Source organism: Rubellimicrobium roseum (assembly GCF_006152145.1).
Taxonomy (GTDB): domain Bacteria; phylum Pseudomonadota; class Alphaproteobacteria; order Rhodobacterales; family Rhodobacteraceae; genus Rubellimicrobium; species Rubellimicrobium roseum.
The window spans coordinates 12,917-35,740 of the sequence record NZ_VDFV01000006.1; the positions used below are offsets into that span (position 1 = coordinate 12,917).

Here is a 22,824-nt window from a genome sequence, read left to right on the forward strand (position 1 = left end):
GAGATGGCTGACACAATTCGCAAGATCTCCTTCATACGCTCCACCCGGCTCGAGCAGGAGAGCCTGACCTTCGGCGTTGTCGTTCTGCTGGCGGTCGTGCTGTCCTTTGTTTCGCCGGCGTTCCTCGATCCGAACAACCTTGCCTCGCTCCAGACTGCGCTGGCGCCGAACCTGATCGTCGCGATTGGGATGATGACGCTCTTCATGATCGGCCGTTTCGACCTTTCAGTCGGAGCCGTGATGGGAATCTCCGGCATCGCCTCGGCCATGGCGCTGAATGCCGGGTTGCCGGTTCCTGTGGCCTTCCTCGCGGGCATCGCCACTGGCGTCTTCATTGGAGCGTTCAACGGGTTCATGGTCGCGCGGCTCGGAATCAATCATCTGATCGTCACGCTAGGCGTGCTCTACATGACGCGCGGAGTGATCGAGGTCGCGATGTCCGGCGAGAAGCTCGCTGGGTTCACAAGCTTCCCTCCGAGTTTCAGCCTGATCGGGCAATTGCAGTTCGCCGGCGTCTCGGCTCTCTTCCTCTTTGCACTCCTGCTCTGCGTGGTCTTCGAGAGCTTCCTGCGGCTCACGCTGCCGGGGAGGAAGCTGCTCTTTCTTGGCGGCAACCCGCAGGCGGCCGAGGCGACCGGCATCCGTCGGCGGTGGACGGAATTCTGGTGCTTCGTGCTCTCGGGGGGACTCGCGGCGTTGGCGGGCGTCCTGATGACCGCGCGCGTGGGAATGGCGAACCGTTACATGGGCGAGGGACTCGAAATGCAAATCTTCATCGCCTGCCTGATCGGCGGAGGCTCGATCGCGGGCGGGAAGGGCAGCTATGTCGGTGCATTAGCGGGTGTGCTATTCGTCACGCTGCTCACCAACGCCTTCAATCTTCTCTCTGTGCCGTCGGAGTGGCAGGCCGTGGTGATCGGGGCGGTCCTCGTCCTTGTGGTGGTCGTGGACGGAGTCATGGTACTGCGAAAGTCCGGCCGCCCCTGGAACGGGATCTTCGGGCTCTTCCCGAACCGCATCTCGGCCTGATTCCGGGCGGTCCGGATTGGGAGGCGGGTGCCTTGCGCGCTGCCCCGGCCGGACGCCAAGGATTCCACGCTCCAGGCGCCGGGCATGGTGGCGAGATGGGCCTGAGCCGACGCGTAGGCCTCGCGCGCCGCGCCGGGGTCCGCTTCTGACGCTGGCTGCAGTGGCCTCGCCAGCCCGCTTACGCCGCAGCCCATGACCAATGACCCCGTGTGGTGCCCAGTACTTGGAGGGTGCGGGTCACGCCGGCTGGCCACGCGACGGGGCCACCCAAACACGTTTTCCTACGCCGTCCCCACACCGACAACGTTCGTAAGACTGGTGGGCCCCCCGGGGAGCCCTTGACAAACGGCTGCAACACAATCCATCTACGACACATATGTGATCGACCGTCACATATGTAATCTGCCGACAGGAGAAGTTATGCGCGCGATCGTCCTCCACGCTCCCAAGGATATTCGCCTCGAGGAGCGGCAACGCCCCGTAGCCCGCGCCGGCGAGGTAGTCCTGCGCGTGGCGTCGGTCGGAGTCTGCGGGTCCGACCTGCCGCGCATGCTGGTGAAAGGCGCATGGAAGATGCCCCTGATCACCGGGCATGAATTCTCGGGTCACATCGTGGAGCTTGGGGATGGTGTGGAAGGCTGGAACGAGGGCGAGCTCGTTGCAGTCGCGCCGCTGCTGCCCTGCAAGGTCTGCGACCAGTGCCTGACGGGCAACTTCTCGCGCTGCCGCGACTACGATTACTTTGGCTCGCGTCGTGACGGCGCCTATGCCGAATACGTGGCCGTGCCGACTGAGAACCTCCTCAGAGCCCCGCAGCATGTAGACCCCCGCGCCATTGCGATGACGGATCCGGCCTCGATCGCCCTGCATGCAATCTGGAAGGCGGGCGGAATGACCGTGGGACAGACCGGCGCCGTGGTCGGCTGCGGCCCCATTGGTCTGTTCGCGATTCAGTGGATGCGGATGATGGGGGCTTCTGAGGTCATCGCTGTCGATGTGAGCGAGCAGAAGCTGGAACTGGCTCGCGAGGCTGGAGCCTCGGTCTGCATCCTGTCCAGGGACCTGGCGCAGAACCGCGCCCGGGCGAACGTCGTCGTTGAAGCCGTCGGGCTAGACGCCACGATCAACTCGGCCATCAGCCTCGCGGCGCCCGGCGGGCATGTCAGCTTTATCGGAATCCCGGTACCGGATGTGACGCTCTCGAACGCGACGTTCCAGACCTTCCTGCGGCAGGAACTCTCGCTGCACGGATCCTGGAACAGCTTCGGGGCCCCGTTCCCCGGACCGCAATGGACCACTGCAATTGAGAAGTTCGGGACCGGGGAACTCAAGTGGGAGTTCATGATCTCACACGATCTCGACCTTGCGGAACTGCCTGGGATCTTCGCGCGGTTCGACGCGCGCGACATTCACTTCTCCAAAGTTCTCTTCCGTCCCTGATTGCGTGATCGGCAGGTTCGGTCCATGACCATCGTTCTCGGCCTCGATTTCGGAACGAACGGCGCGCGCGCGGGGGTCTTTGACCTCGAGGCGAGGCGGATGCTCGCAACTGGTGAGGAAGGGTACCCCACAGCACACATCCCGCCGGACCGGACGGAGCAGCACCCGGACGACTGGTGGAGCGCGGCGCGGCGGCTGCTCCCTCGGGTGCTCGCCGCTGCGGGGAACCCCCTGATCGAGGCGGTGACGGTTGCAGCCTTCTCCTCGACAGTGGTGGTCTGCGACCGCGAGGGGACACCGCTTCGTCCGGCGATCCTGTGGATGGACGCCCGGGCCTGGGCCGAGGCGGCGCGGACGGCCCAGGTCTCCCATCCGGTTCTGGACTATTCCGGCGGGTCGAATGCCGTCGAATGGCTGGTGCCGAAGGCCATGTGGCTGAAGGCTCACGAGCCGGAAGTCTGGTCGCGGACCAGCGTGATCTGCGAGGCTCTGGACTGGATGAACCACCGGCTGACGGGTCGCTGGGTGGGGTCGCTGATGAACGCGACCTGCAAGTGGAACTATGATAGCCGGGCCCGCTGCTTCTGCCCTGAGCTTTACGAGGAATTCGGCGTTCCCGAGCTGATGGACAGGCTCCCGCCGGTCATTCTCGACATCGGTGCCCCAATCGGGCGGATGACGGATCGGGCCGCCTCGGCCTTGGGTCTTTCGGGGAGGCCTCTGGTCGTGCAGGGTGGGATCGATGCGCATATGGGAACCTTCGGCGCGGACACGGTCGCGCCGGGGTCGATGCTGCTGATCGGGGGGACATCGAATGTCCACCTGACGCAGGTGCCGGACGACGGGACGCCAATCACCGGCGTCTGGGGCCCCTATCCTCACGCGCTGACCCCGGGGCTGCGGATGATCGAGGGCGGGCAGGTCTCGGCCGGATCGATCCTCAACTGGCTCGTCCGGGACATCTACGGTCTTGACAGCACGGGCTTTGCCGCCCTCAACGAGGCGGCCGGGCCGATCCCCCCGCGGGCGACGGGGCTGCTCGCGCTCGACTACTGGATGGGCAACCGCACGCCCTACCGCGATCCGAACCTGCGGGGCGCGATCTTGGGATTGTCGCTGTCGCACGACCGGGCAGGCATCTATCGAGCCTGCGTCAATGCCGTCGCTCTGGGGTCGGCGAACGTGGTCTTTGACCTTGCGCGGCAGGGGGTGGCCATCGACCGCATCGTCCTAGCCGGCGGAATCATGCGGAACCCGCTCTGGCTCAAGGCGACGGTAGATGCGCTCGGAATGCCGGTGGGTATCGCACGCGAGGACAACCTGTCGCTCTACGGAGGAGCGGTGGCGGCGGCGGTTGGGCTGGGGCTGCATGGCTCTCTGACGGAGGCCGCTAGGATCTACCGCGCCCCGGTGACGGTCCGGGAGCCCGACATGGACCTCCACCAAGACTATCGGGCTCTACTCGAAGACTACCGCTATGCCACGGAGCGGCTGGCGCCGATCCTGCGGGCGCTGTCGGGCGAAGCGGGGGCGCGTCCCTAATGGTGGAGGATCGCCAGCCGCCGCGCCTGCCGGTCGACGAAGGGCGTGAGCACCTGATGGTGCAGGTCGCGCGCATGGCGTGGCAGCAAGACCGGAGCCAGACCGAGATCGCTGCCGAAACGGGCCTCAACCGCTGGCAGGTGAGCCGCCTGCTGCAGGAAGCACGCGAGCTCGGCATCGTGAGGATCGAAATCGTTCCGCGCCTGCGTCGCCGTCCCGACGTCGAAGCCACCCTCGTCAAGGCCTTCGGCCTTCGCGATGCGATGGTCGTCCCGGCCACGGCCGGGCCCGACGCCGTGGCGCAAGCGGCGGGCCAGTATCTTGCCGCCATCAAGCCCCAACCCCGGCTGGTCGGCGTGAGCTGGGGTCGCACGATGGCCGCGATCGCGCATTGGCTGCCGCCCGACTGGGCCGACGGCGTGCAGGTCGTGCAGATCAACGGGACCGTGGCTCCGATCCCGCAGGCGACCGGGCACAACGAGGTCGCTGAGACCTTCGCCCGCAGAGGGCGCGGCACCTTCGTTCCCCTTCCGGTGCCCGCCGTCGTGGGCGAGCGGGTCACGCGCGAAGTGCTCGAGCGCGATCGCATCGTGGCTGACGTGTTGAGCCTTGCCAGATCCGCGCCTGTCCTGTGCTTCTCGATGGGGGCCCTCACCGAGGATGCAGCTCTCGTGCAGTCGGGCAACGTGACGGCTGCTGAGATCGCCGCGCTTGCGCGCGCCGGAGCGGTGGGCGACGTCCTTGGACGCTACGTGGATGCACGCGGCAACATCGTGGACGAGAACTTGGACGCCCGCACGATTGGTCTCTCGCTTTCGGACCTGAAGGCGAGCGCACGCGCCATCGGCGTGGTCTCGGGCCAGGACAAACACCGAATTACCCTGGCCGCGCTCCGCGCAGGCCTGGTCAACGTCGTCGTCACCGACGAGGAGACGGCCGCCTATGCCTTGGAGCATGTTCATGACCGCTGAACGAAAGCCTGACTTCGCCGCGGCGACTGCCGCCGGGTCGAACCACGCCCGCAACCCGGGTATCCCCCTCGATCCCGCGATGTTTGAGGGGCACGGCGTGAATCGGTCCGCCGCCGAGCGGCGCGCGGCGTCGCTGACGACCCGGCGCAGCGTTAAGAAGGCGCACCAGGCGGCTTGGCTCGTGAACGCGATCCGCTGCATCGACCTCACGACGCTCTCGGGCGACGACACCGAGGGGCGGGTCAGGCGACTTTGCGCCAAGGCGCGTCAGCCGCTCGCGCAGCACATCGTCGAGGCGCTGGGGCTGGGCGTGGTGACCGTCGGGGCGGTCTGCGTCTATCCGACCATGGTGCCCCATGCCGCGCGGGCGCTGCGCGGAACCGGCATTCCGGTGGCCTCGGTCGCGACGGGCTTCCCGGCCGGGCTTATGCCGCTTCATCTGCGGCTGGAAGAAATCCGCTGGGCCGTGGACCAGGGCGCGGACGAGATCGACATCGTCATCACCCGCGAGCACGTGATGACCCAGAACTGGTCGGCCCTCTACGATGAGGTCGCCGCTATGCGAGAGGCCTGCGGGCCTGCGCATCTCAAGGCAATCCTCGCGACGGGCGACCTGAGCACGCTCCGCAATGTCCACGCGGCCTCAGTGGTGGCGATGCAGGCAGGAGCGGACTTCATCAAGACCTCAACCGGCAAGGAGGGAGTCAACGCCACCCTTCCGGTGAGCCTAGTGATGATCCGGGCGCTGCGCGACTACGGCGAGGCCACGGGCCACAGAGTCGGCTTCAAGCCCGCCGGAGGCATGAAGAGCGCCAAGGAGGCGATTGCCTGGCAGATCCTCATGAAGGAGGAACTGGGACGGGACTGGCTTGAACCCGATCTCTTCCGCTTCGGCGCTTCGTCCATGCTGGGCGACATCGAGCGCCAGCTCGAACACCACATCACCGGGCGCTACGCCGCCTCGCATCGCCATTCCCCGGCCTGAGGGACAGATCCATGACCACCGTTACCGACATCCTGGCCTCCATGGACTACGGCCCCGCTCCGGAGGATTCCCGCATCGTGACCGACTGGCTCGAGCGGTTCCCTCAAGGGTTCGGCCATTTCATCGGGGGCGCCTTCACCGCGCCTAACGAAACCTTCGAAGTGCGGAATCCGGCGACCGGGTCGGTGATCGCCCATGTGGCGCAGGGGACTCCCGAAGATGTGGTTGCTGCCGTCGCGGCCGCCCGCAAGGCTCAGCCTGGCTGGGCCGGGCTCTCGGGGCATGAGCGCGCCCGGCACCTTTATGCCTTGGCGCGGCACGTCCAGCAGCATTCCCGCTTCTTGGCGGTGCTGGAGACGCTCGATAATGGCAAGCCCATCCGGGAAAGCCGCGACATCGACGTGCCGCTTGTCGCCCGGCATTTCTATCATCACGCAGGCTGGGCCGAGGTGCTGGACACCGAGTTCCCAGGGGCCCGGCCCCACGGCGTTTGCGGGCAGATCATCCCCTGGAACTTCCCGTTACTAATGCTGGCCTGGAAGGTGGCGCCCGCGCTGGCCGCCGGCAACACGGTGGTGCTGAAGCCGGCCGAGTACACCCCTCTGACGGCGCTGGCCTTCGCCCAGATCGCCACCGAATGCGGCCTCCCCGAAGGCGTGCTGAACGTCGTGACCGGCGATGGCTCTGCCGGTGCGGCCTTGGTTTCGGCCGAGGGGGTCGACAAGATCGCGTTTACCGGCTCGACCGAGGTGGGCCGTATCATCCGTCGCCAGACTGCCGGGACGGGCCGGCCGCTGACGCTCGAGCTGGGCGGCAAGTCGCCCTTCGTAGTCTTCTCGGACGCGGATATCGATGCCGCTGTCGAGGGGGTCGTGGACGCGATCTGGTTCAATCAGGGCCAGGTCTGCTGCGCGGGCGCCCGCATCCTGGTGGCCGAGGCTGTCGCTTCAAAGTTCGAGAAGAAGCTGGCGCAGCGCATGAGAACGCTGCGGGTGGGGGATCCCCTCGATAAGAACACCGACATGGGCGCGATCGTGCATCCCGTCCAGCTCGAACGAATTCGTGAGCTGGTGAGCAGGGGGGAAGCCGAGGGAGCGACCCTGACGCAAGGCGAGGCGCCCGAGGGCTGCTTCTACCCGCCGACCATCGCGAGCAATGTCGAACCGGCTTCGACGCTTGCGACTGAGGAGATCTTCGGGCCGGTGGCGACCATCACCACCTTCCGCACGCCCGAGGACGCGGTGATGCTGGCCAATGCCACGCGCTACGGCCTCGCGGCCTCGATCTGGTCCGAGAACGTAAACCTATGCCTAGATGTGGCCGCCAAGGTGAAGGCCGGCGTTGTCTGGATCAACAGCACCAACATTTTCGATGCGGGGGCAGGGTTCGGCGGCTACCGCGAGAGCGGCTATGGCCGCGAGGGCGGCCGGGAGGGGATGACGGCCTATCTCGCCCACCCCGGTCCTGTTGCGTCCCGCCCCGAGGTCGAGCCGGAGGCGCCGGTCGCGACGCCAGGCGCGGCCTCGACCGCTCCAGGGATCGACCGGACGGCAAAGCTATACATCGGCGGCAAGCAGGCCCGACCGGACTCAGGTTATGTCTACGCCGTACCTGGCGGCCTCGCGGGACTCGGTAACCGCAAAGACATCCGCAATGCGGTGGAGGCGGCGCACAAGGTGTCCGGCTGGGGCAAGACCACCGGCCATAACCGGGCGCAGGTGCTCTATTTCCTCGCTGAGAACCTCTCTGCTCGTGCCGCCGAGTTCGAGGGGCGGCTGGCCTCCTTTGGCATCGCCCGGGCGGCGGCGAAAGCGGAAGTCGACGCTTCGGTCCGGCGCTGCTTCTGGTACGCCGCGCAGGCGGACAAGTTCGATGGTGCTGTCCATCAGACCAAGACGGAGCATGTCACGCTTGCCGTGCCCGAGCCCCTGGGAGTTATCGGCGTCGCCTGTCCCGTCGCTCAGCCACTGCTGGGCTTCGTAAGCCTCGTGCTGCCGGCCATTGCAATGGGTAACGCGGTGGTCGCGATCCCCTCGCAGACCAACCCGCTGGCCGCGACGGATCTTTATCAGGTCCTCGACACCTCCGACCTGCCAAGCGGCGTGGTCAACATTGTGACCGGGGAACGGGAGGTCTTGGCCAGGACCCTGGCCGAGCACGACGACGTGGCCGGGATGTGGTATTTCGGAACGGTCGCTGGCGCGAAGATGGTTGAGGCCGCATCGGCGGGAAATCTCAAGCAAACCTGGACGGAGGACGGGGCGGCACGCGACTGGTTCGGGCCCGTGGGGCAGGGCAGGGAGTTCCTGCACCGCGCCACGCAGGTCAAGAATGTCTGGGTGCCTTACGGCGAATGATCATCTTTGATTGCGACGGCGTCCTAGTCGACAGCGAGATCCTGTCCAACGCCATCGATGCCGAGCTCATGACAGGGGCGGGCCACCCGATCACCGCGCAGGACTTGATCCGAACTTGGATCGGCAGGCCCAAGCGCGAGATCTGGGCGGCCATCGCCGCCGAGCGCGGTGTTGCCTGGCCCGAGGGACTGTTGGAGGAGGCCGATGCTCGGCTGCTTTGTGCCATAGAGACCGAGCTTCGAGCGGTCGAGGGGGTGGCCGAGGCGCTCCGGCAGATCGATCCACCGCTGGCGGTTGCGTCCTCCTCGGCGCTTCCCAAGCTCCGGCGGTCGCTGGAGCGGTGCGGTCTCCTCCATGTCTTCGATCCCCATGTGTATTCGGCGAGCCAGGTCGCCCGCGGCAAGCCCGCGCCGGACGTGTTCCTGTTCGCCGCCGCGCAGGCGGGTGTGGCGCCCGAGGCCTGCCTCGTGATCGAGGACAGCGTGGCGGGCGTGACCGCGGCGCTGGCCGCAGGAATGCGGGCGATCGGCTTCACCGGCGGACGCCATACCTATCCGGGCCACGGAGAGCTCCTGCAAGAGGCAGGTGCGCTGGAGATCGTCGACCACATGCGCGACCTGCCCTCGCAGGTGGCTGCGCTCAGAACGCCTCGTTCCGACGCATCTGGCTGAGGAAGCGCTTCATCCGCACGAGGCGCTGGTTGTGCGCCGCGCCAAGGCGGCGGGCGACCAGGGTGGACAAGATGTCCGCCACGACGAGGGCGGCGATGCGGCTGGTCGTCGGCGTGAAGACGTCGGTGTTGTCCAGTGTCTCCACGTTGACGACCACGTCCGCGTAGTTGATGAGAGCCGAGTCCATCGACCCCGTTATGACGATGACCTTGGCCCCCTGCTCGCGAGCGAGACGGGCCAGCTCGATGAGGCTACGGGTGCCGCCGGTGTTGGAGATTGCCACGGCGACCGCCCCGGGTGTCATCATCGAGGCGGCCATCAGCTGTTGGTGGCTGTCCATGGTGGCGTTGCAGGGAATGCCGAAGAGTGGGAATTTCTGCTGGAGGTCCTGCGCCACGATCGCAGACGCGCCGAAGCCGAAGAACTCGATATGGCTCGCCTCGAGGATGAGGTCGACAGCGGCGTTCATCTGCGCCATGTCAAGCCGGTGCCGCGCCCAGTCCAGCGACGTCATCGTGTAGTCGAAGATCTTGCGGGCGACCTCCTCGGGAGGATCATCTTCAATAATGGCCGAATGCGTGGCCGAAGTGCCGAGCGCGAGGCTCTGGGCGAGGCGGATCTTGAAGTCCTGGAAGCCTTCGCAGCCAATGGCCACGCAGAAGCGGATCACGGTCGGCTGGCTGACGCCGGCCAGCTCGGCCGTTTCGGCCACCGTCGCGCCCAGGATGCGCTGCGGGTCGGCGAGGACCGTCTCCGCCACTCGGCGGTCCGACTTGCGCAATTCGCCCAGCAGGGTGCGGACGAGCTCGAGCACGTTGCGGATGCCAGACAAGTCGCTGTCGTTGACAGTCATGTTGCCTCCTGTTCGAGGCGATAGATGGCCCCCGTGCGGGCTGCCGCAAGATGCGGGTCCGTCACCGCGGAACCCGCGGCCTCGACTGTGGCGCGGGGGACCGTGTTGAAGTCGAAGAGGCCAAAGTGATGGGCGATGACCGACGGGACACCCGCCGCACGGGCGAGCGTGACCGCCTCCTCGACAGTCAGGTTGCCGGGGATGCCGTTCGCCCGCCGCATTTCGTCCCGTCCATTAACGGGAAGGAGCGCGAGGTCGGCGCCGAGCGCCCGTACCTCCTCGACTTGCCCCTCGAAAGGGATGGTGTCACCCGAGTGGAAAATAGTCGCGCGGGCCACACGGATGGCAAGGCCTAGGAACCGGTGCCGGCCCTGGGCGTCCTGCTCTAGAAGCTCGTGGGCGGCCCGCGTGGCGACCACCTCAAGGCCGGGGCAGATCGCCAGGCGCTCGCCCGCCTCAATGGGCCGCAAACGGTCCTGGCTGATCCCGGCCCGGGCCCGGGCCACATCCGTGGCCGAAGCAGGGGCGACGAGGAGTGCGCCGGGGTTTGCACCCAGTAGCGCCGGAAGGGTGCCAGGGTCGAGGTGGTCGGTATGGGCGTGCGTTGCGAGCACCGCCGTGACATGCGTGATCCCCTCCGGCGCCACCGGGGCGGGCATAAGTCTTGCATGTGGAAAGCGCGTGCCCTGGTATTTTTTGCTCAGGCTGTCAGAGAGATAGGGGTCAATCACCACGCGATGCCCCCCTCCGTCGACGACGAAGCCGGCCTGGCCCAGCCAAACTAGACTTATGGCTTCTGCGGGCGGCTGGGCCAGGTGAGCCGATAGCGGCCCCGGAAGGGGATGCTCAACCAGTCGCATCGGCCGGGGCGTGCAGGGCTAGCAGAAGGTTCTCGACTGCGGCCTCGGTCGCGCGGGCCACGCTTCCGTCCGTGAGGGCGCCGATATGGCTGGTAGCAAGGACCCGGTGATGCGTGGCCAGGCGATCCCCTGCCGGGGGCTCGACGGCGAAGACGTCGGTCGCGTAGGTCCCGATCCGGCCTTCATCGAGCGCGGCAAGAAGCGCCTCCGCCCCTACAAGGTTCGCACGTGCGGTGTTCACCAAGATCGCGCCGCGTGGCAGCCGGGCAAGCGCCTCGGCGTCCAGAAGAGGACACCCGTTTTCAGGCGCCGGGCAGTGCAGGCTGACAATCTCGGCCCGTTCTAGGAGCCCGACCAGGTCTGTGAACTCGATGTTCAGCCCTTTGGGATCGGGACGGAACGGATCATGGACAAGAAGGCGCGCGCCCAGGGCATCCATGGCCCGCGCCACCCGGTGGCCGATGGCGCCCAAACCCACGATCCCGACCGTCGTCCCCTCGATCTCCCGGCCTTTCAGCCGGGGCCAGCCGCCGGAGTGGATGCCGGCCGCCGTCTCCGGGATATGGCGGCATGCGGACAAAATCAGCCCGACGGCGAGCTCGGCGACGCCGGTGGCATTCGCGCCCATCGCCCGGGCGACCTTGATACCCCGGGCCGTCAGGGCGGCATGAGGAAGGTTGTCCGCGCCGGTACCGTTGCGGCTGATGATCCGGAGGCGGTCGGCGGCGACGATCACGGCCTCGCTCACCGGCTCTACGCCGGCGAGCCAGCCGACGCAGCCGGGAACCAGGCGCAAGAGCTCCGCCTCTGACGGCGTCGCGCCGGGCGTGCTGAAGACGAGTTCGAATCCGGCTTTCACTAGGCGATCCAGCGCGGGAGGAGGTGCGGAGGTCAGCGAGCGGGGGGTGACAAGGATGCGGTCCATCGCTTCATCCCTTGGCAGCTGCGTTGGCGATGCGGGTCAGTTCGTCGATGTTCTCCGCGCTTGTGTCGATCGTGATATCGAAGACCTCGGCAATGACTTGCGTCCATCCGTGGATGAAGTAGGTCCAGCCGTCCTCGATTTGGAGCCGCCGCTCGGCCGCCTGGGCCCGCGCCTGGTCCAGAAAGACAAGGTCGCCCCGGTAGTTCAGGTCCCAAGCGACGGCCTGCTCGGGGAACCGCGCATCCCAGGAGAGGGGCGAGCCGGGGGCGTCCTTGCCCAGGCCGGTCGCGTTGATCACCAGCGATCCCGGCGGGAGTTCTTGCAGCACACGGTCGTTCGCAGTGGGATCGGGCGCGAGAACGTAGTCGACTGGAATGTCGCTGCCCATCTGCTCGTGGACATGCCGGATTTCGTCCAGACGCGGCTGCGACCGGTTCGTCACGACAATCCCCGAGGGCCGGTCTTGGCGGGCCTGCATGAGATGCCAGGTCAGTGCGATGGTGGACCCGCCGGCCCCCATTGACACCACCTGTCCCCCCGTCCGCGCGAAGTGGTCGGGAGGCAGAAAGCCGTCGATAGCGAGGCCCGAACTGATCGGGTCCTTGGCATGGCAGACCAGACGTCGGTCTCGCTTGGAGATGCAAGAGGTTTCGCCCATCAGCCCGGCGAAATGATCCACCTCGTCGAACATGTCGCGGCAGGCGTGGAACAGGTCGATCTTGTGGGTCGTGACCAGCGCGCCCATCGAAAGCGAGTCGTCCTGGATGAACGCCACTGCCTCGCGATAAGAGGCCGGGTCCGAGTGCGGCGCGAAATCGATGCCGCGGATCGCCACGTCGCCCAGGCCGAGGTGTCTGGCCCAGGCCGGAAAGACCTTCATGATGCTGCTTTTGCCGGTCGTCACTCCGATGAAGTGCAACGTGGGTTTTTCGCAGGGGACGTAGGTCACGGGCGAAGCTCCTTGGCACGGGCGACGGCGGCTCGGGCACGGGTGGTGATTCCGGCCCAGTCGCCTTCACGCATGTCGCGGGCGGTGGCGATCCAGGTGCCACCCACGGCCGCGATCACCGGCAGCGACAGCCATTCGCCCATAGTTTCAAGCTTCACCCCCCCGGTGGGGATAAATCGCAGCCCAAGATGCGCGAAGGGCGCGGAGATGTTCGTCAGCATCGAAGGGCCGCCCGCCGGCGCGGCCGGAAAGAACTTCATCAGTCGGCATCCCTTTGCCGCCGCAAGCGAGATGTCGGAGGGGGTCATGATCCCCGGCGCGAAGGGCAGCCCCGCCGACTGCGCGGCGTCCACGACCGCCGGGTCAAAACCCGGAGCTAGGCCATAGGCCGCACCGCACTGGACGGCGAGCCGCGCGGCCTCGGGCGACAGGATAGTTCCCGCCCCAAGAAGGAGTTCGGGCCGCTGCTCGTGGAGGCGCGCCAGGACCTCGGCCGCGGCCTCGGTGCGGAAGGTGATCTCCGCCGTGGGAAGGCCCCCTTCGAGGAGGGCGTCAGCCAGGGGGATGGCGTGGTCCACGCTTTCGATGGCGATCACGGGAACGACGCCGATACGTGCGGTCAGATCGAAGGGATTGCTCATCCGGCCGCTCCCAGGATGCTGACGATCTCGTCCTTGGATCGGGGTCGCCAATCGGGGTTCTCTACCTGCTTCCAGCCGCCTTGCCCGTCATCGAGGATGCGGACCCGCATCCCGCCCGAGCGCTCGATAATCCCGTAGTCCTGTCCCGAGTCGGCCGGATAGGCGAACATCATCACGAGGTCGGCCGACCCGATGTTGATGCTGCGGTGAATCCAGTAGGGGGGCACGTAGCAGATGCTCTGCGGCCCGACCTCCACGATGCGGACCTCGCCGTCGGGGCTTTCCATCTGCATGAGGCCGCGGCCCGCCTGCCCGTAGTAGATTTCGGGCCGGTCGCCCCGCGCGTGGATATGGCCGCGCGTCAGGAAGTACTCGCCCCCGACATTGCCGGGCTCCATGCGGGTCACGCCCACGATCAGGTCGCTCACGCGCTGTCCTGGCGTGTAGGATGTCACCTCGTAGGCGACCTCCTGTCCGCGCTCGGCCATGAGACGGTCGAAGGCTGCGGAATCGGCATAAAGCCCGGCCAGATCGGCAAAGCGCTTCTGATAGTGACCGTCCGCGTTGCCCAAAAGGCCGGTCTCGACCGACACTTGGCACAGACGGGGTTCCTGAAAGGCCACGTCGTCCTCCCTCACATTTTTGTAGTATTGCTACATGAGCAGGTGTATCTATCCGCAGAATGCATAGACTCTCAACCGTAAAGTCCCGCTGCGGCGCAGAAAACGGGCTTTTTGTTGTTGACGCAAGAAAATGCTGTAGCTACGCTCCAAAGTGTTCGGCGGTTTCGAGCCGCGCGCCCCGGAGGAAGGGCGGGAACACAGCGGAGGATGTAGAATGACTTTCAAGGCCCTCACGGGTGCCGCGGCCGCGGCACTCCTTTCCACCACTGCCGCCTATGCCCAGGAGAGCTGCGTTGTAGGCATCTCCATGTACACGTTGGGGGCGCCCTACTTCGCCGCGCAGGAAGCGACGGCGCGCGAGACCGCCGAGGCGGCCGGCTGCGAGGTCCGCTCGGCCGACGGCCAGAACGACATGGTCAAGCAGATCGCCGACATCGAGGACATGGTCGCCTCGGGCGTGAACGTACTGATCGTCAACCCGCGCGATGCGCAGGGTCTGATTCCGGCCGTCAACGCGGCTTCGGCAGCCGGCGTGCATGTCGTTGCCATCGACTCCACGCTGGACCCCTCGGCAGAGTTCATCACGCAGATCCAGTCCTCCAACAGCGCCAATGGGCAACTCGTGGGCGAATGGCTGGCGCAGGAACTGGGTGGCGAGCCTGCCCGGATTGCGCTGCTCTCGGGCTCGCAGGGCAACCTCGTCGGACGTGAGCGTCGCCTGGGCGTGCTGTCGGGCCTTATGGACGCGATGCTCACCAATCAGGGCCACGCGGAAATCCATGTTCTGGGCCAAGGTTGGGGCAACTGGTCGACCGAGGGCGGGCTGGCCGCGATGGAGGATCTTCTCACCGCGCATCCCGACATCAACGTCGTACTGGGCGAGAACGACTCCATGGTGCTGGGCGCCCGGCAGGCGCTGGAAGCCGCAGGTCGTCTCGACGAGGTCATCCTTGTCGCCGCCGCTGACGGCCAGAAGGAAGCCTACGAGTTGATCCAGGCCGGCGAATACGGCGCCACCGGGCTAAACAACCCGAATGAGATCGCCCGCCGCGCGGTCGAGACCGGCCTTCAGGCGCTCAACGGCGAACTGCCCGAGGATACGCCCAAGCTGATCTACACCGATCCCGCCGTGATCACCCAAGAGAACGTCGCCGACTACTTCGATCCCGAATCGCTGTTCTGATCCGGTTCGGTGGCCGTCCTTCGGGGCGGCCAATTTTCAAGTCTCAAGGAGGAGCGCCGATGACCCCCCTGGTCGCCCTGCGCGGCATCGGCAAGTCGTTTGCAGGCATTCACGCGCTGTCGGGGGTCGATTTCGACGTCCATGCCGGCGAGGTCCATGCGATGGTCGGCGAAAACGGCGCCGGCAAGTCCACCCTGATGCGCGTCATGGGGGGGGAGCTCCGCCCCGATGCCGGCCATGTCGAGATCAACGGCGAGACGGCGCGACTCAGCGGCCCGACCGACGCGATCCGGCGCGGCATCAGCATCATCCACCAGGAAATGGCTCTCGCCCCGCATCTGTCGGTGGCCGAGAACATCTTCCTGGGCGAGCTACCGGCCCGCATCGGCTGGACCCAGCTTAATGCCCGTGCGCGCGAGCTGATCCAACGGCTTGGCTTCGACATTTCTCCCCGGGCCACGGTGTCCGACCTTTCGGTCGCTCACCAGCAGGTGGTCGAGATCGCCAAGGCCCTGTCCCGCAAGGCGCGGGTCATCGTCTTCGACGAGCCTACTGCCGTTCTGTCCATGGGCGACGCCAAGCGCCTGCTCAACATCATCCGCGGCCTTCGCAACGAGGGGGTGGGCATTGTTTACATCTCGCACCGCCTCGACGAGATCTATGCCATCGCCGACCGAATTTCGGTGCTGAAGGACGGCCGCAACGTGGATACGGTAACGCCGGACGCCGTGCCCGTCGATCAGCTCATCCGCATGATGGTTGGCCGCCCGCTTAGCCAACTCTTCGGAACCAAGCCGGAGACCGTTATTGGCGAAGAGCTGCTGCGGGTCGAGCACCTAACGCTCCCGAACTTCGTCCGGGACGTGTCCTTCTCCCTCCGTCGGGGCGAGGTCGTGGGCCTCGGGGGGCTGGTCGGCTCCGGCCGGACCGAGGTTGCCCGTGCAATCTTCGGCGCAGATCCTATTGCCGCGGGACGGATCACCTATAAGGGCGAGGCCTTCCGGCCAAGGTCGCCCAAGCAGGCGGTCCGCCAAGGGGTGGCGCTGGTTCCTGAGGACCGCAAGGGACAGGGCGTCGTCCTCGACATGGCGATCCGCAAGAATGCCACCATGGCGAACACCGCCCCGGTCACCCGCCTGGGTTTCTTTTCGGGCGCCAAGGAGCGAGGTGTGGTGCGGGGCCTGATCGAGGACCTTCGCATCAAACTGGGCGACATGGGTGACCCAGTTTCCTCCCTTTCAGGAGGGAACCAGCAGAAGGTCGTGCTAGCCAAGTGGTTCCACACGGGCAGCGACGTGGTCATCTTGGACGAGCCCACGCGCGGCGTCGACGTGGGCGCCAAAACGGAAATCTACTCGCTAATTCACCGCATGGCGGCCGAGGGGAAGGCGGTTCTCGTCATCTCCTCCGAGCATGCCGAGTTGTTCGGCCTTTGCGACCGGGTTCTGGTCATGGGCGAGGGACGGCTGCGCGGCGAGCTCGCGCCCGAAGATTACACTGAAGAAAAGCTGCTGACGCTCTCGATAAAGGGCGGAGCCGAGGAGAGGGTATTGGCATGACATCGAACACGGCAGGTTTCGGTGAGCCGGCAGCAAGCGAGGCAGAGGCTCCGCGGCGCCGGCGAACGTCTTTCGGGAAGCTGTTCCGGCAGTTCGGGACCTTTGTCATCTTCCTGATCCTTCTCGGTCTAGCCTCGCTGCAGTCGGATGCCTTCCTGACCGAGCGGAACGTGATGAACATCCTCCGCCAGCACGCCGGCACGGGGATCATGGCCGTGGGGATGCTGTATGTGATCCTCACGCGCGGCATCGATCTTTCAGTGGGCTCGATCGCGGCGCTAGGGGCGGTCACAACAGCGATCCTGGTGCAGGATTGGCCCCTCTGGGCCGCTCTGGCCATGGTCATCGGCATCGGCGGCGCGTGCGGGGCGGTGTCGGGCTTCCTGGTCGCCTTCCTGCGCCTGCCGGCCTTCGTCGTGACGTTAGCCATGATGACCGCGGCCCGGGGAATGGCGCTTATCCTGTCGAACGGCCAGCCCATCATGCTGGGCGAGCCGGGTGCATCTCTGTCGACCTTTGGCACGTCCTTCGCCCTAGGCGTTCCGGCGCCGGCGCTCCTGATGTTCGCGGTCTTCGTGATTGCCTTGATCGTGCTGAATTTTTCGCGTTTCGGTCGGCTGGTGAAGGCCATCGGATCGAACGAAGAGGCCGTGCGCCTGTCGGGCATTTCGGTTGGCTGGTACGTCATGTCCGTGTATGTCATCTCCGGTGCTCTGGCCGCCATTGCCGGCGTCGTGGTGACCTCCCGCTCGGGCGTCGGTTCGGCAAGCGTGGGCGAAGGGGCCGAGCTCGATGTGATTGCAGCCGTGGTGATCGGCGGGGCCAGCCTGATGGGCGGGCAGGGGGGCGTGATCAACACGTTCCTAGGTGTCCTGATCCTCGGCATCATCGGCAACATCATGAATCTCGCGGGCGTCCCTGGCTACCACCAGCAGGTCTATCTGGGCGCCATCATTGTGGTGGCCGTGGTTCTCCAGCACGCCAGCCAAATTCTTCGCCGGCGCTGATGGACTGCACGATCGCGCTCGACATCGGCACGGGATCCACCCGCGCCGCCGCAATGTCGCCGGACGGGCGGGTCCTGACGGTTGCCGCCCAGGCCTACGATCAGATCGTGCCGACCTACGGATGGTCTGAGCAACGACCGGCGGATTGGTGGGCATCCGCTTGTGCCGCCCTCCGGCAGGTCACTGCGCAGGCCAGGGCCGAAGGCTGGTGCATCCAAGCCGTCGCGGCCTGCGGGCAGATGCACGGCACCGTCCTAGTCGACGCAGAGGGCTGCCCGACCCGGGATACGGCGCCTCTGTGGAACGACAAGCGCACGCTCGACCACGTGCGCCGGTTCGAGGCCGAGGAGCGGCTTTCGGACTGGCTGCCCATCACCGCGAACCCACCCACCCCGGCTTGGCCGGCCTTCAAGCTGCAGTGGCTGCGCGACTACGACCCCGAGGCCTGGGCCCGCACGACCCATGTGCTCATGCCTAAGGACTATGTGAACCTGTGCCTGACGGGCGAACGGGCGATGGACTGGACTGACGCTGCCTGTTCCTTCCTGATGGACGCCGCGACAGGCGAATGGTCGCAGAAGGTGCTCGACCGGCTGGGTCTCGACCGCGAGAAGCTCGCGCCGATCCGGCTGCCCATCGAGATACTTGGAGCGGTGACGGCCGAGGCCGCAGAAGCAACGGGCCTTGCGCGGGGCACACCTGTCCTCGTCGGCGGAGCGGACTATCCCGTCGCCCTGCTGGGCTCGGGCGTCTGCCGGCCCGGCATGGCATCCGAGGTGGCAGGGACGTCCTGCATCGTGACCCTGATTGCGAACGCCCCGGTCCTCGACCCCGAGATCAGCAACGTGGGCACGCCCGAAGGGAACTGGGGCGCCTTCGTGCTCCTAGAGTCAGGTGGGGATGCCGCCCGCTGGGCGCGGCGCGCCTTTCACGGCAACGAACTCGGCTATGCAGAAATCGTTGCGATGGCCGAGACGGCGCCGCCTGGCGCCGATGCGCTCTTCTTCCTGCCCTATCTATCGGGCGAGCGGCTTGGCGCGCATCGCAACAGCCGGGCGCAATTCTTCGGCTTGGCGGCAGGACATACGCTGTCGCACATGCATCGCGCGGTCCTTGAGGGTGTCGGGTTCGCCGTTAACCGCCACCTGCGAGTCATGGAGAACGCCACTGGAACCCGCCCGGACGTCTTGATCGCCAGCGGGGGTGGAGCCAAGGCAGACCTCTGGCTGCGCATCAAGGCAGCGATCTACAACCGTCCGATTCTGATCCCAGAGGAGCCCGAATGCGGACTCGTGGGCTGCGCCGCGCTGTGCGCGGTCGCGCTGGGTGAGGCAGCCGACCTGCCGCAAGCGGTTTCGCGCACCGTCCGGCACGGCCGGGAGGTCGTGCCTGATCCCGCCTGGGCCGACCGCTACGCTGTGATGCAGCCCGTGTTCGACAAGCTCTACCTGCAGTCGCAGGCCCTTTACGACGATCTCGATCATCTGACCGGAAACACCTTATGACGCCTTATCTCGACCGCTTTCGCCTGACTGGACGGACCGCGCTGGTGACCGGGGGCGCCCGTGGCATCGGCTTCGCGACCTGCGAAGCCCTTGCGCAGGCCGGCGCACGCGTAATCCTAACCGACCGGGACGAGGCGGCGGCCCAGGATGCCGCCGAGAGCATCAAGGGCCAGGGCCACGACGTGGTGGCAGACCGGCTCGAAGTGACTAGCTCCGCCGAGGTCCATGCGCTGGCCGACAGGCATCCCGAGGTCGACATCCTCGTCAACAACGCGGGCATTGCGCGCTCCAACATCCCGGCGGAGCGTATGACGGACGACGAATGGCTATCCGTCGTCGACATCAATCTGAACGGTCTCTACTGGTGCTGTCGCTCCTTCGGCGGACGGATGCTCGATCGCCAAGCAGGCACCATCGTCAACGTGGGCAGCATGTCAGGCTTCATCGTCAACCGCCCGCAGGAGCAAGCGCAGTACAACGCTTCCAAGGCAGCGGTCCACCAGCTGACGCGCAGTTTGGCTGCCGAATGGGCCCCGCGCGGGGTGCGCGTCAATGCCGTCGCGCCCACGTACATTGAGACCGCGATGAATTCCTACGTCTACGAGGACGAGAACCTCATGCGGCACTGGATCGGCGGCACGCCCCAGGGCCGGATGGGACGGCCCGACGAAGTGGCGGCGGTCATTCTTTTTCTTGCGTCAGACGCAGCGAGCCTGATGACCGGCTCGATTGTTCTGGCCGATGGAGGCTACACATGCTGGTGACACCGATCCGTCCCCGCGGGGCCCGCTTTCCCGGGCGCTATATCCAAGCCCCGGGCCTCATTGCCCGTCTGGGGCAGGAGGCCGCTCCGCTCGGAACCCGGGCTCTGGCCATCCTCGATGGCCGCCTGGCCGACCAGCTGGAAACGATGGTCCAGGATGGTGCGGGTCCGATCGGGATCACGACCTTGAGTCATGGAGGCGAGTGCTCGGAAACCGAGATCGAGCGTGGCGTCGCGGCCGGCCAGACAGCTGGCGCCGATCTCGTGATCGGGGTGGGCGGTGGCAAGACGCTGGACACGGCCAAGGCGGTGGCCCACCAGCTCGGCGCGGCCACCGTTATCGTTCCGACCATCGCTGCCTCAGACGCGCCTTGCTCTGCGCTCGCGGTGGTCTACCGCGAGGACGGCACGGTCGCCTACGACCTGTTCCTGCCCCGCAACCCCGACCTCGTTCTGGTCGACACGGCCATTATCGCCCAGGCGCCGGCGCGCTTCCTGGCGGCGGGGATCGGCGACGCTCTGGCAACCTATTACGAGGCGGAAAGCTCCCGCCGGGCGAGTGCGCCCAACTGCTGGGGGACGCTCGGCGCCTCGGTCGCGTTCCGCATTGCGGAGGCCTGTCGCGATACAATCTTCGAATACGGCCCTCACGCCTTGGAAGAGTGCGATGCCGGAACTCCGGGCGAGGCTCTCGAGAAGGTAGTCGAGGCCAACATCCTGCTTTCAGGCGCGGGCTTCGAGTCGGGCGGCGTCGCAGCCGCTCATGCGATCCATCACGGCCTTTGCGAACTTCACGACGTTCACGATCACCTTCATGGCGAGAAGGTCGCGATCGGGGTGCTGGCCAGCCTGTTGATCCATGGGGACCGGGCGGAGTTCGAGAGGGTTCGCGCATTCTGCAAAGCCGTGCGACTGCCCATCCAGCTTGCCGACATAGGCATTCAGGACCCCACGGACGAAAAGCTCCGCATCGTCGCCGAGCGTGCCTGTCGCCCCGGCGAAATCATGCACAACGAGCCGATCACCGTAACCCCGGACATGGTCGTGGCCGCACTGAAGGAATTGCGCTGATGGACACGTTTCGGCCTGATCTGTTTACCGGAAAGCATGTTGTGGTCGCTGGAGCAACGAGCGGCATTGGACTAGCGATTGCGCAGGGCTTTGCGGCGCATGGCGCAAGCGTGACGGGGCTCGGGAGCTCGGCAGCCAAGCTCGCCACGCTGGCGGCGGAGGGGATTGTCTTCCGCCAGTTGGAACTGCGGGACAGTGACGCCGTCAAGGCCTTCTGTTCCGGCGTATCCCGCGCAGATATCGTGATCAACGCTGCTGGCATCGCGAGGCCCGAGGCGGAGTGGGACGAGGCCGGATTCCTCGACGTGATGGAAGTCAACCTCAATGCGGCGATGCGGCTGTCCTATGGCCTTTATCCTCGTCTGGCTGAAGTGAAAGGCTCCATTGTCAATGTAGCCTCGATGCTGAGTTTTCTTGCTGATGCCTCCGTGCCGGCCTACGGGACCTCCAAGACAGGAATCCTTGGGCTTACCCGGGCTTGCGCCCACCGCTGGGGACGGGAAGGGATCCGCGTCAACGCTATCGCCCCGGGCTACCACCGGACCGACATGACGCGGCCGATCTGGTCCAACCCTGCGGGGGCGGCGGCCGTCGAGGCGCGGACCGCGCTTGGCCGCTGGGGGGCGGCTGAGGATCTGGTCGGCGCAACGCTGTTCCTGTGCTCGCCGGCTGCCGCCTATGTCACCGGCGTCTGCTTGGAGGTGGATGGAGGTTTCGTCAGCGGCAATCCTCTCTGAGGATGGAACGGCTCTGATGATGTGACGCCCCCCTGCGGCCTCTGTGTGCCAGGGTGGGTTCCTGAACCACCGCTGGGAGGCGTCGATCCGCGAAGTCAGCGTGATCGGGTTGGATCTGGCGAAGCATGTGTTTCAGCGTCACGTGGCCAGTCAGATCGGCGGCTTGGCCCTGACCGTCATGAAACTTAGGAGGAGCGGGGTTCCGTGCGCGTCACGGAGCCGTCCAAGCCTTTGGGAGAGCTATGTGACCAAGAATTCGATCCATCCCAGCTTGGCCGGCAAGGTCGTCCTGGTGACGGGGGGTGGCAGTGGCATCGGCGCAGCTCATGTCGCCGAGTTCTGTGCCCAAGGCGCAACGGTCGGCTTTCTCGACGTGGCGGAGGACGCATCGCGCCAGTTGGTTGAGCAGGTGACCGCCGCAGGGCACAAGCCGCCGCGCTTCCTACGCACGGACCTGACCGATGTTGCGGCGCTGCAGGCGGCCATCGCAGCCTTTGCCGCCGAGGCCGGCGCGGTCGACGTGCTGGTCAACAACGCCGCCCACGACGAGCGCCACGAGCTCGACGCGATCACCCCCGAGTACTTCGAAGAGCGCATCGCGGTGAACCTGCGGCATCTGGTCTTCGCGATCCAGGCGGTTGCGCCCGGCATGCGGGCCAAGGGCGCGGGCGTGATCGTCAACACCGGCTCGATCAGTTGGCGCGCGGGCTTCGGGGGCATGCCGCTTTACATGGCGGCCAAGGCCGGCATCGAAGGGCTGACCCGGGCGCTGGCACGCGATCTGGGGCCAGACGGCATCCGGGTGAACTGCATCCTGCCCGGCTGGGTGATGACCGAGCGGCAGCTCACGCTCTGGGTGGACGACGCGGCCCGCAAGCTCATCGCGGAGCGGCAGTGCCTTGGCGGCTATGTGGAGCCCGCGGACATCGCCCGCATGGCGACGTGGCTGGCCTCGGACGACAGCCAAATGATCACCAACCAGACCTTCGTTGTCGACGGCGGATGGATCTGATCCTTGGCGGGAGGCGTCCGTTCCGTGGCCGCTCTGGCTCTCTTGGGGAGGACCGCGTAGCTCGCCAAACCTTGCTACGTCCTGAGCCCATTCCCGATCACGGCAGTGTCGATCAGCTTGCCTTGCCTTCGACGCTTCCCG

Annotated in this window: 21 protein-coding genes; 15 read left to right on the forward strand and 6 right to left on the reverse strand. The window is 66.3% G+C overall.

What is annotated here, in order from left to right; genetic code table 11:
• The first annotated feature begins 3 nt into the window (after positions 1 to 3).
• From FHG71_RS07480 to FHG71_RS07510, 7 genes are all read left to right on the forward strand, one after another.
• Positions 4 to 1,029 carry an ABC transporter permease gene (locus FHG71_RS07480; RefSeq protein ID WP_139081012.1) on the forward strand — a complete coding sequence of 342 codons (1,026 nt, stop codon included), beginning with the start codon at positions 4 to 6 and terminating at the stop codon, positions 1,027 to 1,029.
• Between the two features lie 420 nt (positions 1,030 to 1,449).
• On the forward strand, positions 1,450 to 2,469 hold the full coding sequence (locus tag FHG71_RS07485) for a galactitol-1-phosphate 5-dehydrogenase (RefSeq protein WP_139081013.1): 1,020 nt from the start codon (positions 1,450 to 1,452) through the stop codon (positions 2,467 to 2,469).
• Positions 2,470 to 2,493: 24 nt separating this feature from the next.
• A complete protein-coding gene (locus FHG71_RS07490; protein WP_139081014.1) occupies positions 2,494 to 4,011 on the forward strand; it encodes an FGGY-family carbohydrate kinase in 1,518 nt (505 codons plus the stop codon).
• Complete coding sequence (locus tag FHG71_RS07495) at positions 4,011 to 4,982, forward strand: sugar-binding transcriptional regulator (RefSeq protein WP_139081015.1); 972 nt, start codon at positions 4,011 to 4,013, stop codon at positions 4,980 to 4,982. Before FHG71_RS07490 ends, FHG71_RS07495 begins: the two co-directional genes overlap by 1 nt.
• On the forward strand, positions 4,972 to 5,967 hold the full coding sequence (deoC, locus tag FHG71_RS07500) for a deoxyribose-phosphate aldolase (RefSeq protein ID WP_176559326.1): 996 nt from the start codon (positions 4,972 to 4,974) through the stop codon (positions 5,965 to 5,967). Before FHG71_RS07495 ends, deoC begins: the two co-directional genes overlap by 11 nt.
• Positions 5,968 to 5,978: 11 nt before the next feature.
• Positions 5,979 to 8,324, forward strand: coding sequence for an aldehyde dehydrogenase family protein (locus tag FHG71_RS07505; RefSeq protein WP_139081016.1), 2,346 nt, complete (start codon positions 5,979 to 5,981; stop codon positions 8,322 to 8,324).
• Positions 8,321 to 8,995, forward strand: a complete 675-nt coding sequence (locus tag FHG71_RS07510) for an HAD family hydrolase (RefSeq protein ID WP_139081017.1) — start codon at positions 8,321 to 8,323, stop codon at positions 8,993 to 8,995. The genes FHG71_RS07505 and FHG71_RS07510 overlap by 4 nt, the downstream gene beginning before the upstream one ends.
• Here the strand turns inward: FHG71_RS07510 and FHG71_RS07515 are convergent.
• Genes FHG71_RS07515 through FHG71_RS07540 form a run of 6 tightly spaced genes read right to left on the reverse strand, consistent with a single transcriptional unit; the run spans position 8,964 to position 13,846 of the window.
• Positions 8,964 to 9,848: an SIS domain-containing protein gene (locus tag FHG71_RS07515; RefSeq protein WP_139081018.1), complete on the reverse strand. Its 885-nt coding sequence runs from the start codon at positions 9,846 to 9,848 to the stop codon at positions 8,964 to 8,966. The two genes, FHG71_RS07510 and FHG71_RS07515, sit on opposite strands and share 32 nt — an antisense overlap.
• On the reverse strand, positions 9,845 to 10,708 hold the full coding sequence (locus tag FHG71_RS07520) for an MBL fold metallo-hydrolase (protein ID WP_139081019.1): 864 nt from the start codon (positions 10,706 to 10,708) through the stop codon (positions 9,845 to 9,847). Before FHG71_RS07520 ends, FHG71_RS07515 begins: the two co-directional genes overlap by 4 nt.
• On the reverse strand, positions 10,695 to 11,633 hold the full coding sequence (locus tag FHG71_RS07525; RefSeq protein ID WP_139081020.1) for a phosphoglycerate dehydrogenase: 939 nt from the start codon (positions 11,631 to 11,633) through the stop codon (positions 10,695 to 10,697). Before FHG71_RS07525 ends, FHG71_RS07520 begins: the two co-directional genes overlap by 14 nt.
• Positions 11,634 to 11,637: 4 nt before the next feature.
• Positions 11,638 to 12,582 (reverse strand): shikimate dehydrogenase family protein, encoded by a 945-nt coding sequence (locus FHG71_RS07530; protein WP_139081021.1) that lies wholly within the window; start codon positions 12,580 to 12,582, stop codon positions 11,638 to 11,640.
• A complete protein-coding gene (locus tag FHG71_RS07535) occupies positions 12,579 to 13,223 on the reverse strand; it encodes a bifunctional 4-hydroxy-2-oxoglutarate aldolase/2-dehydro-3-deoxy-phosphogluconate aldolase (RefSeq protein ID WP_139081022.1) in 645 nt (214 codons plus the stop codon). The genes FHG71_RS07530 and FHG71_RS07535 overlap by 4 nt, the downstream gene beginning before the upstream one ends.
• Positions 13,220 to 13,846, reverse strand: coding sequence for a glucose-6-phosphate isomerase (locus FHG71_RS07540; protein ID WP_176559327.1), 627 nt, complete (start codon positions 13,844 to 13,846; stop codon positions 13,220 to 13,222). Before FHG71_RS07540 ends, FHG71_RS07535 begins: the two co-directional genes overlap by 4 nt.
• Positions 13,847 to 14,060: 214 nt before the next feature.
• On the opposite strand from FHG71_RS07540, the gene FHG71_RS07545 reads away from it, so the two are divergent.
• The 8 genes from FHG71_RS07545 to FHG71_RS07580 all read left to right on the forward strand — a co-directional run bounded on the left by FHG71_RS07545 (position 14,061) and on the right by FHG71_RS07580 (position 22,683).
• Positions 14,061 to 15,029: a substrate-binding domain-containing protein gene (locus FHG71_RS07545; RefSeq protein ID WP_139081023.1), complete on the forward strand. Its 969-nt coding sequence runs from the start codon at positions 14,061 to 14,063 to the stop codon at positions 15,027 to 15,029.
• Between the two features lie 59 nt (positions 15,030 to 15,088).
• Entirely contained in the window at positions 15,089 to 16,588 is a 1,500-nt protein-coding gene (locus FHG71_RS07550; protein WP_139081024.1) for a sugar ABC transporter ATP-binding protein, read from the forward strand.
• Positions 16,585 to 17,595: an ABC transporter permease gene (locus tag FHG71_RS07555; protein WP_139081025.1), complete on the forward strand. Its 1,011-nt coding sequence runs from the start codon at positions 16,585 to 16,587 to the stop codon at positions 17,593 to 17,595. Before FHG71_RS07550 ends, FHG71_RS07555 begins: the two co-directional genes overlap by 4 nt.
• Positions 17,595 to 19,100, forward strand: coding sequence for a xylulokinase (locus tag FHG71_RS07560; protein ID WP_139081026.1), 1,506 nt, complete (start codon positions 17,595 to 17,597; stop codon positions 19,098 to 19,100). The genes FHG71_RS07555 and FHG71_RS07560 overlap by 1 nt, the downstream gene beginning before the upstream one ends.
• Complete coding sequence (locus tag FHG71_RS07565) at positions 19,097 to 19,864, forward strand: SDR family NAD(P)-dependent oxidoreductase (protein ID WP_139081027.1); 768 nt, start codon at positions 19,097 to 19,099, stop codon at positions 19,862 to 19,864. The genes FHG71_RS07560 and FHG71_RS07565 overlap by 4 nt, the downstream gene beginning before the upstream one ends.
• Positions 19,855 to 20,934 (forward strand): glycerol dehydrogenase, encoded by a 1,080-nt coding sequence (locus tag FHG71_RS07570; protein ID WP_139081028.1) that lies wholly within the window; start codon positions 19,855 to 19,857, stop codon positions 20,932 to 20,934. Before FHG71_RS07565 ends, FHG71_RS07570 begins: the two co-directional genes overlap by 10 nt.
• The gene (locus FHG71_RS07575) at positions 20,934 to 21,671 is read left to right on the forward strand and encodes an SDR family NAD(P)-dependent oxidoreductase (RefSeq protein ID WP_139081029.1); all 738 of its coding nucleotides are present in this window, start codon (positions 20,934 to 20,936) and stop codon (positions 21,669 to 21,671) included. Before FHG71_RS07570 ends, FHG71_RS07575 begins: the two co-directional genes overlap by 1 nt.
• Before the next feature lie 100 nt (positions 21,672 to 21,771).
• On the forward strand, positions 21,772 to 22,683 hold the full coding sequence (locus tag FHG71_RS07580) for an SDR family NAD(P)-dependent oxidoreductase (RefSeq protein WP_246045377.1): 912 nt from the start codon (positions 21,772 to 21,774) through the stop codon (positions 22,681 to 22,683).
• Positions 22,684 to 22,824 lie beyond the last annotated feature (141 nt).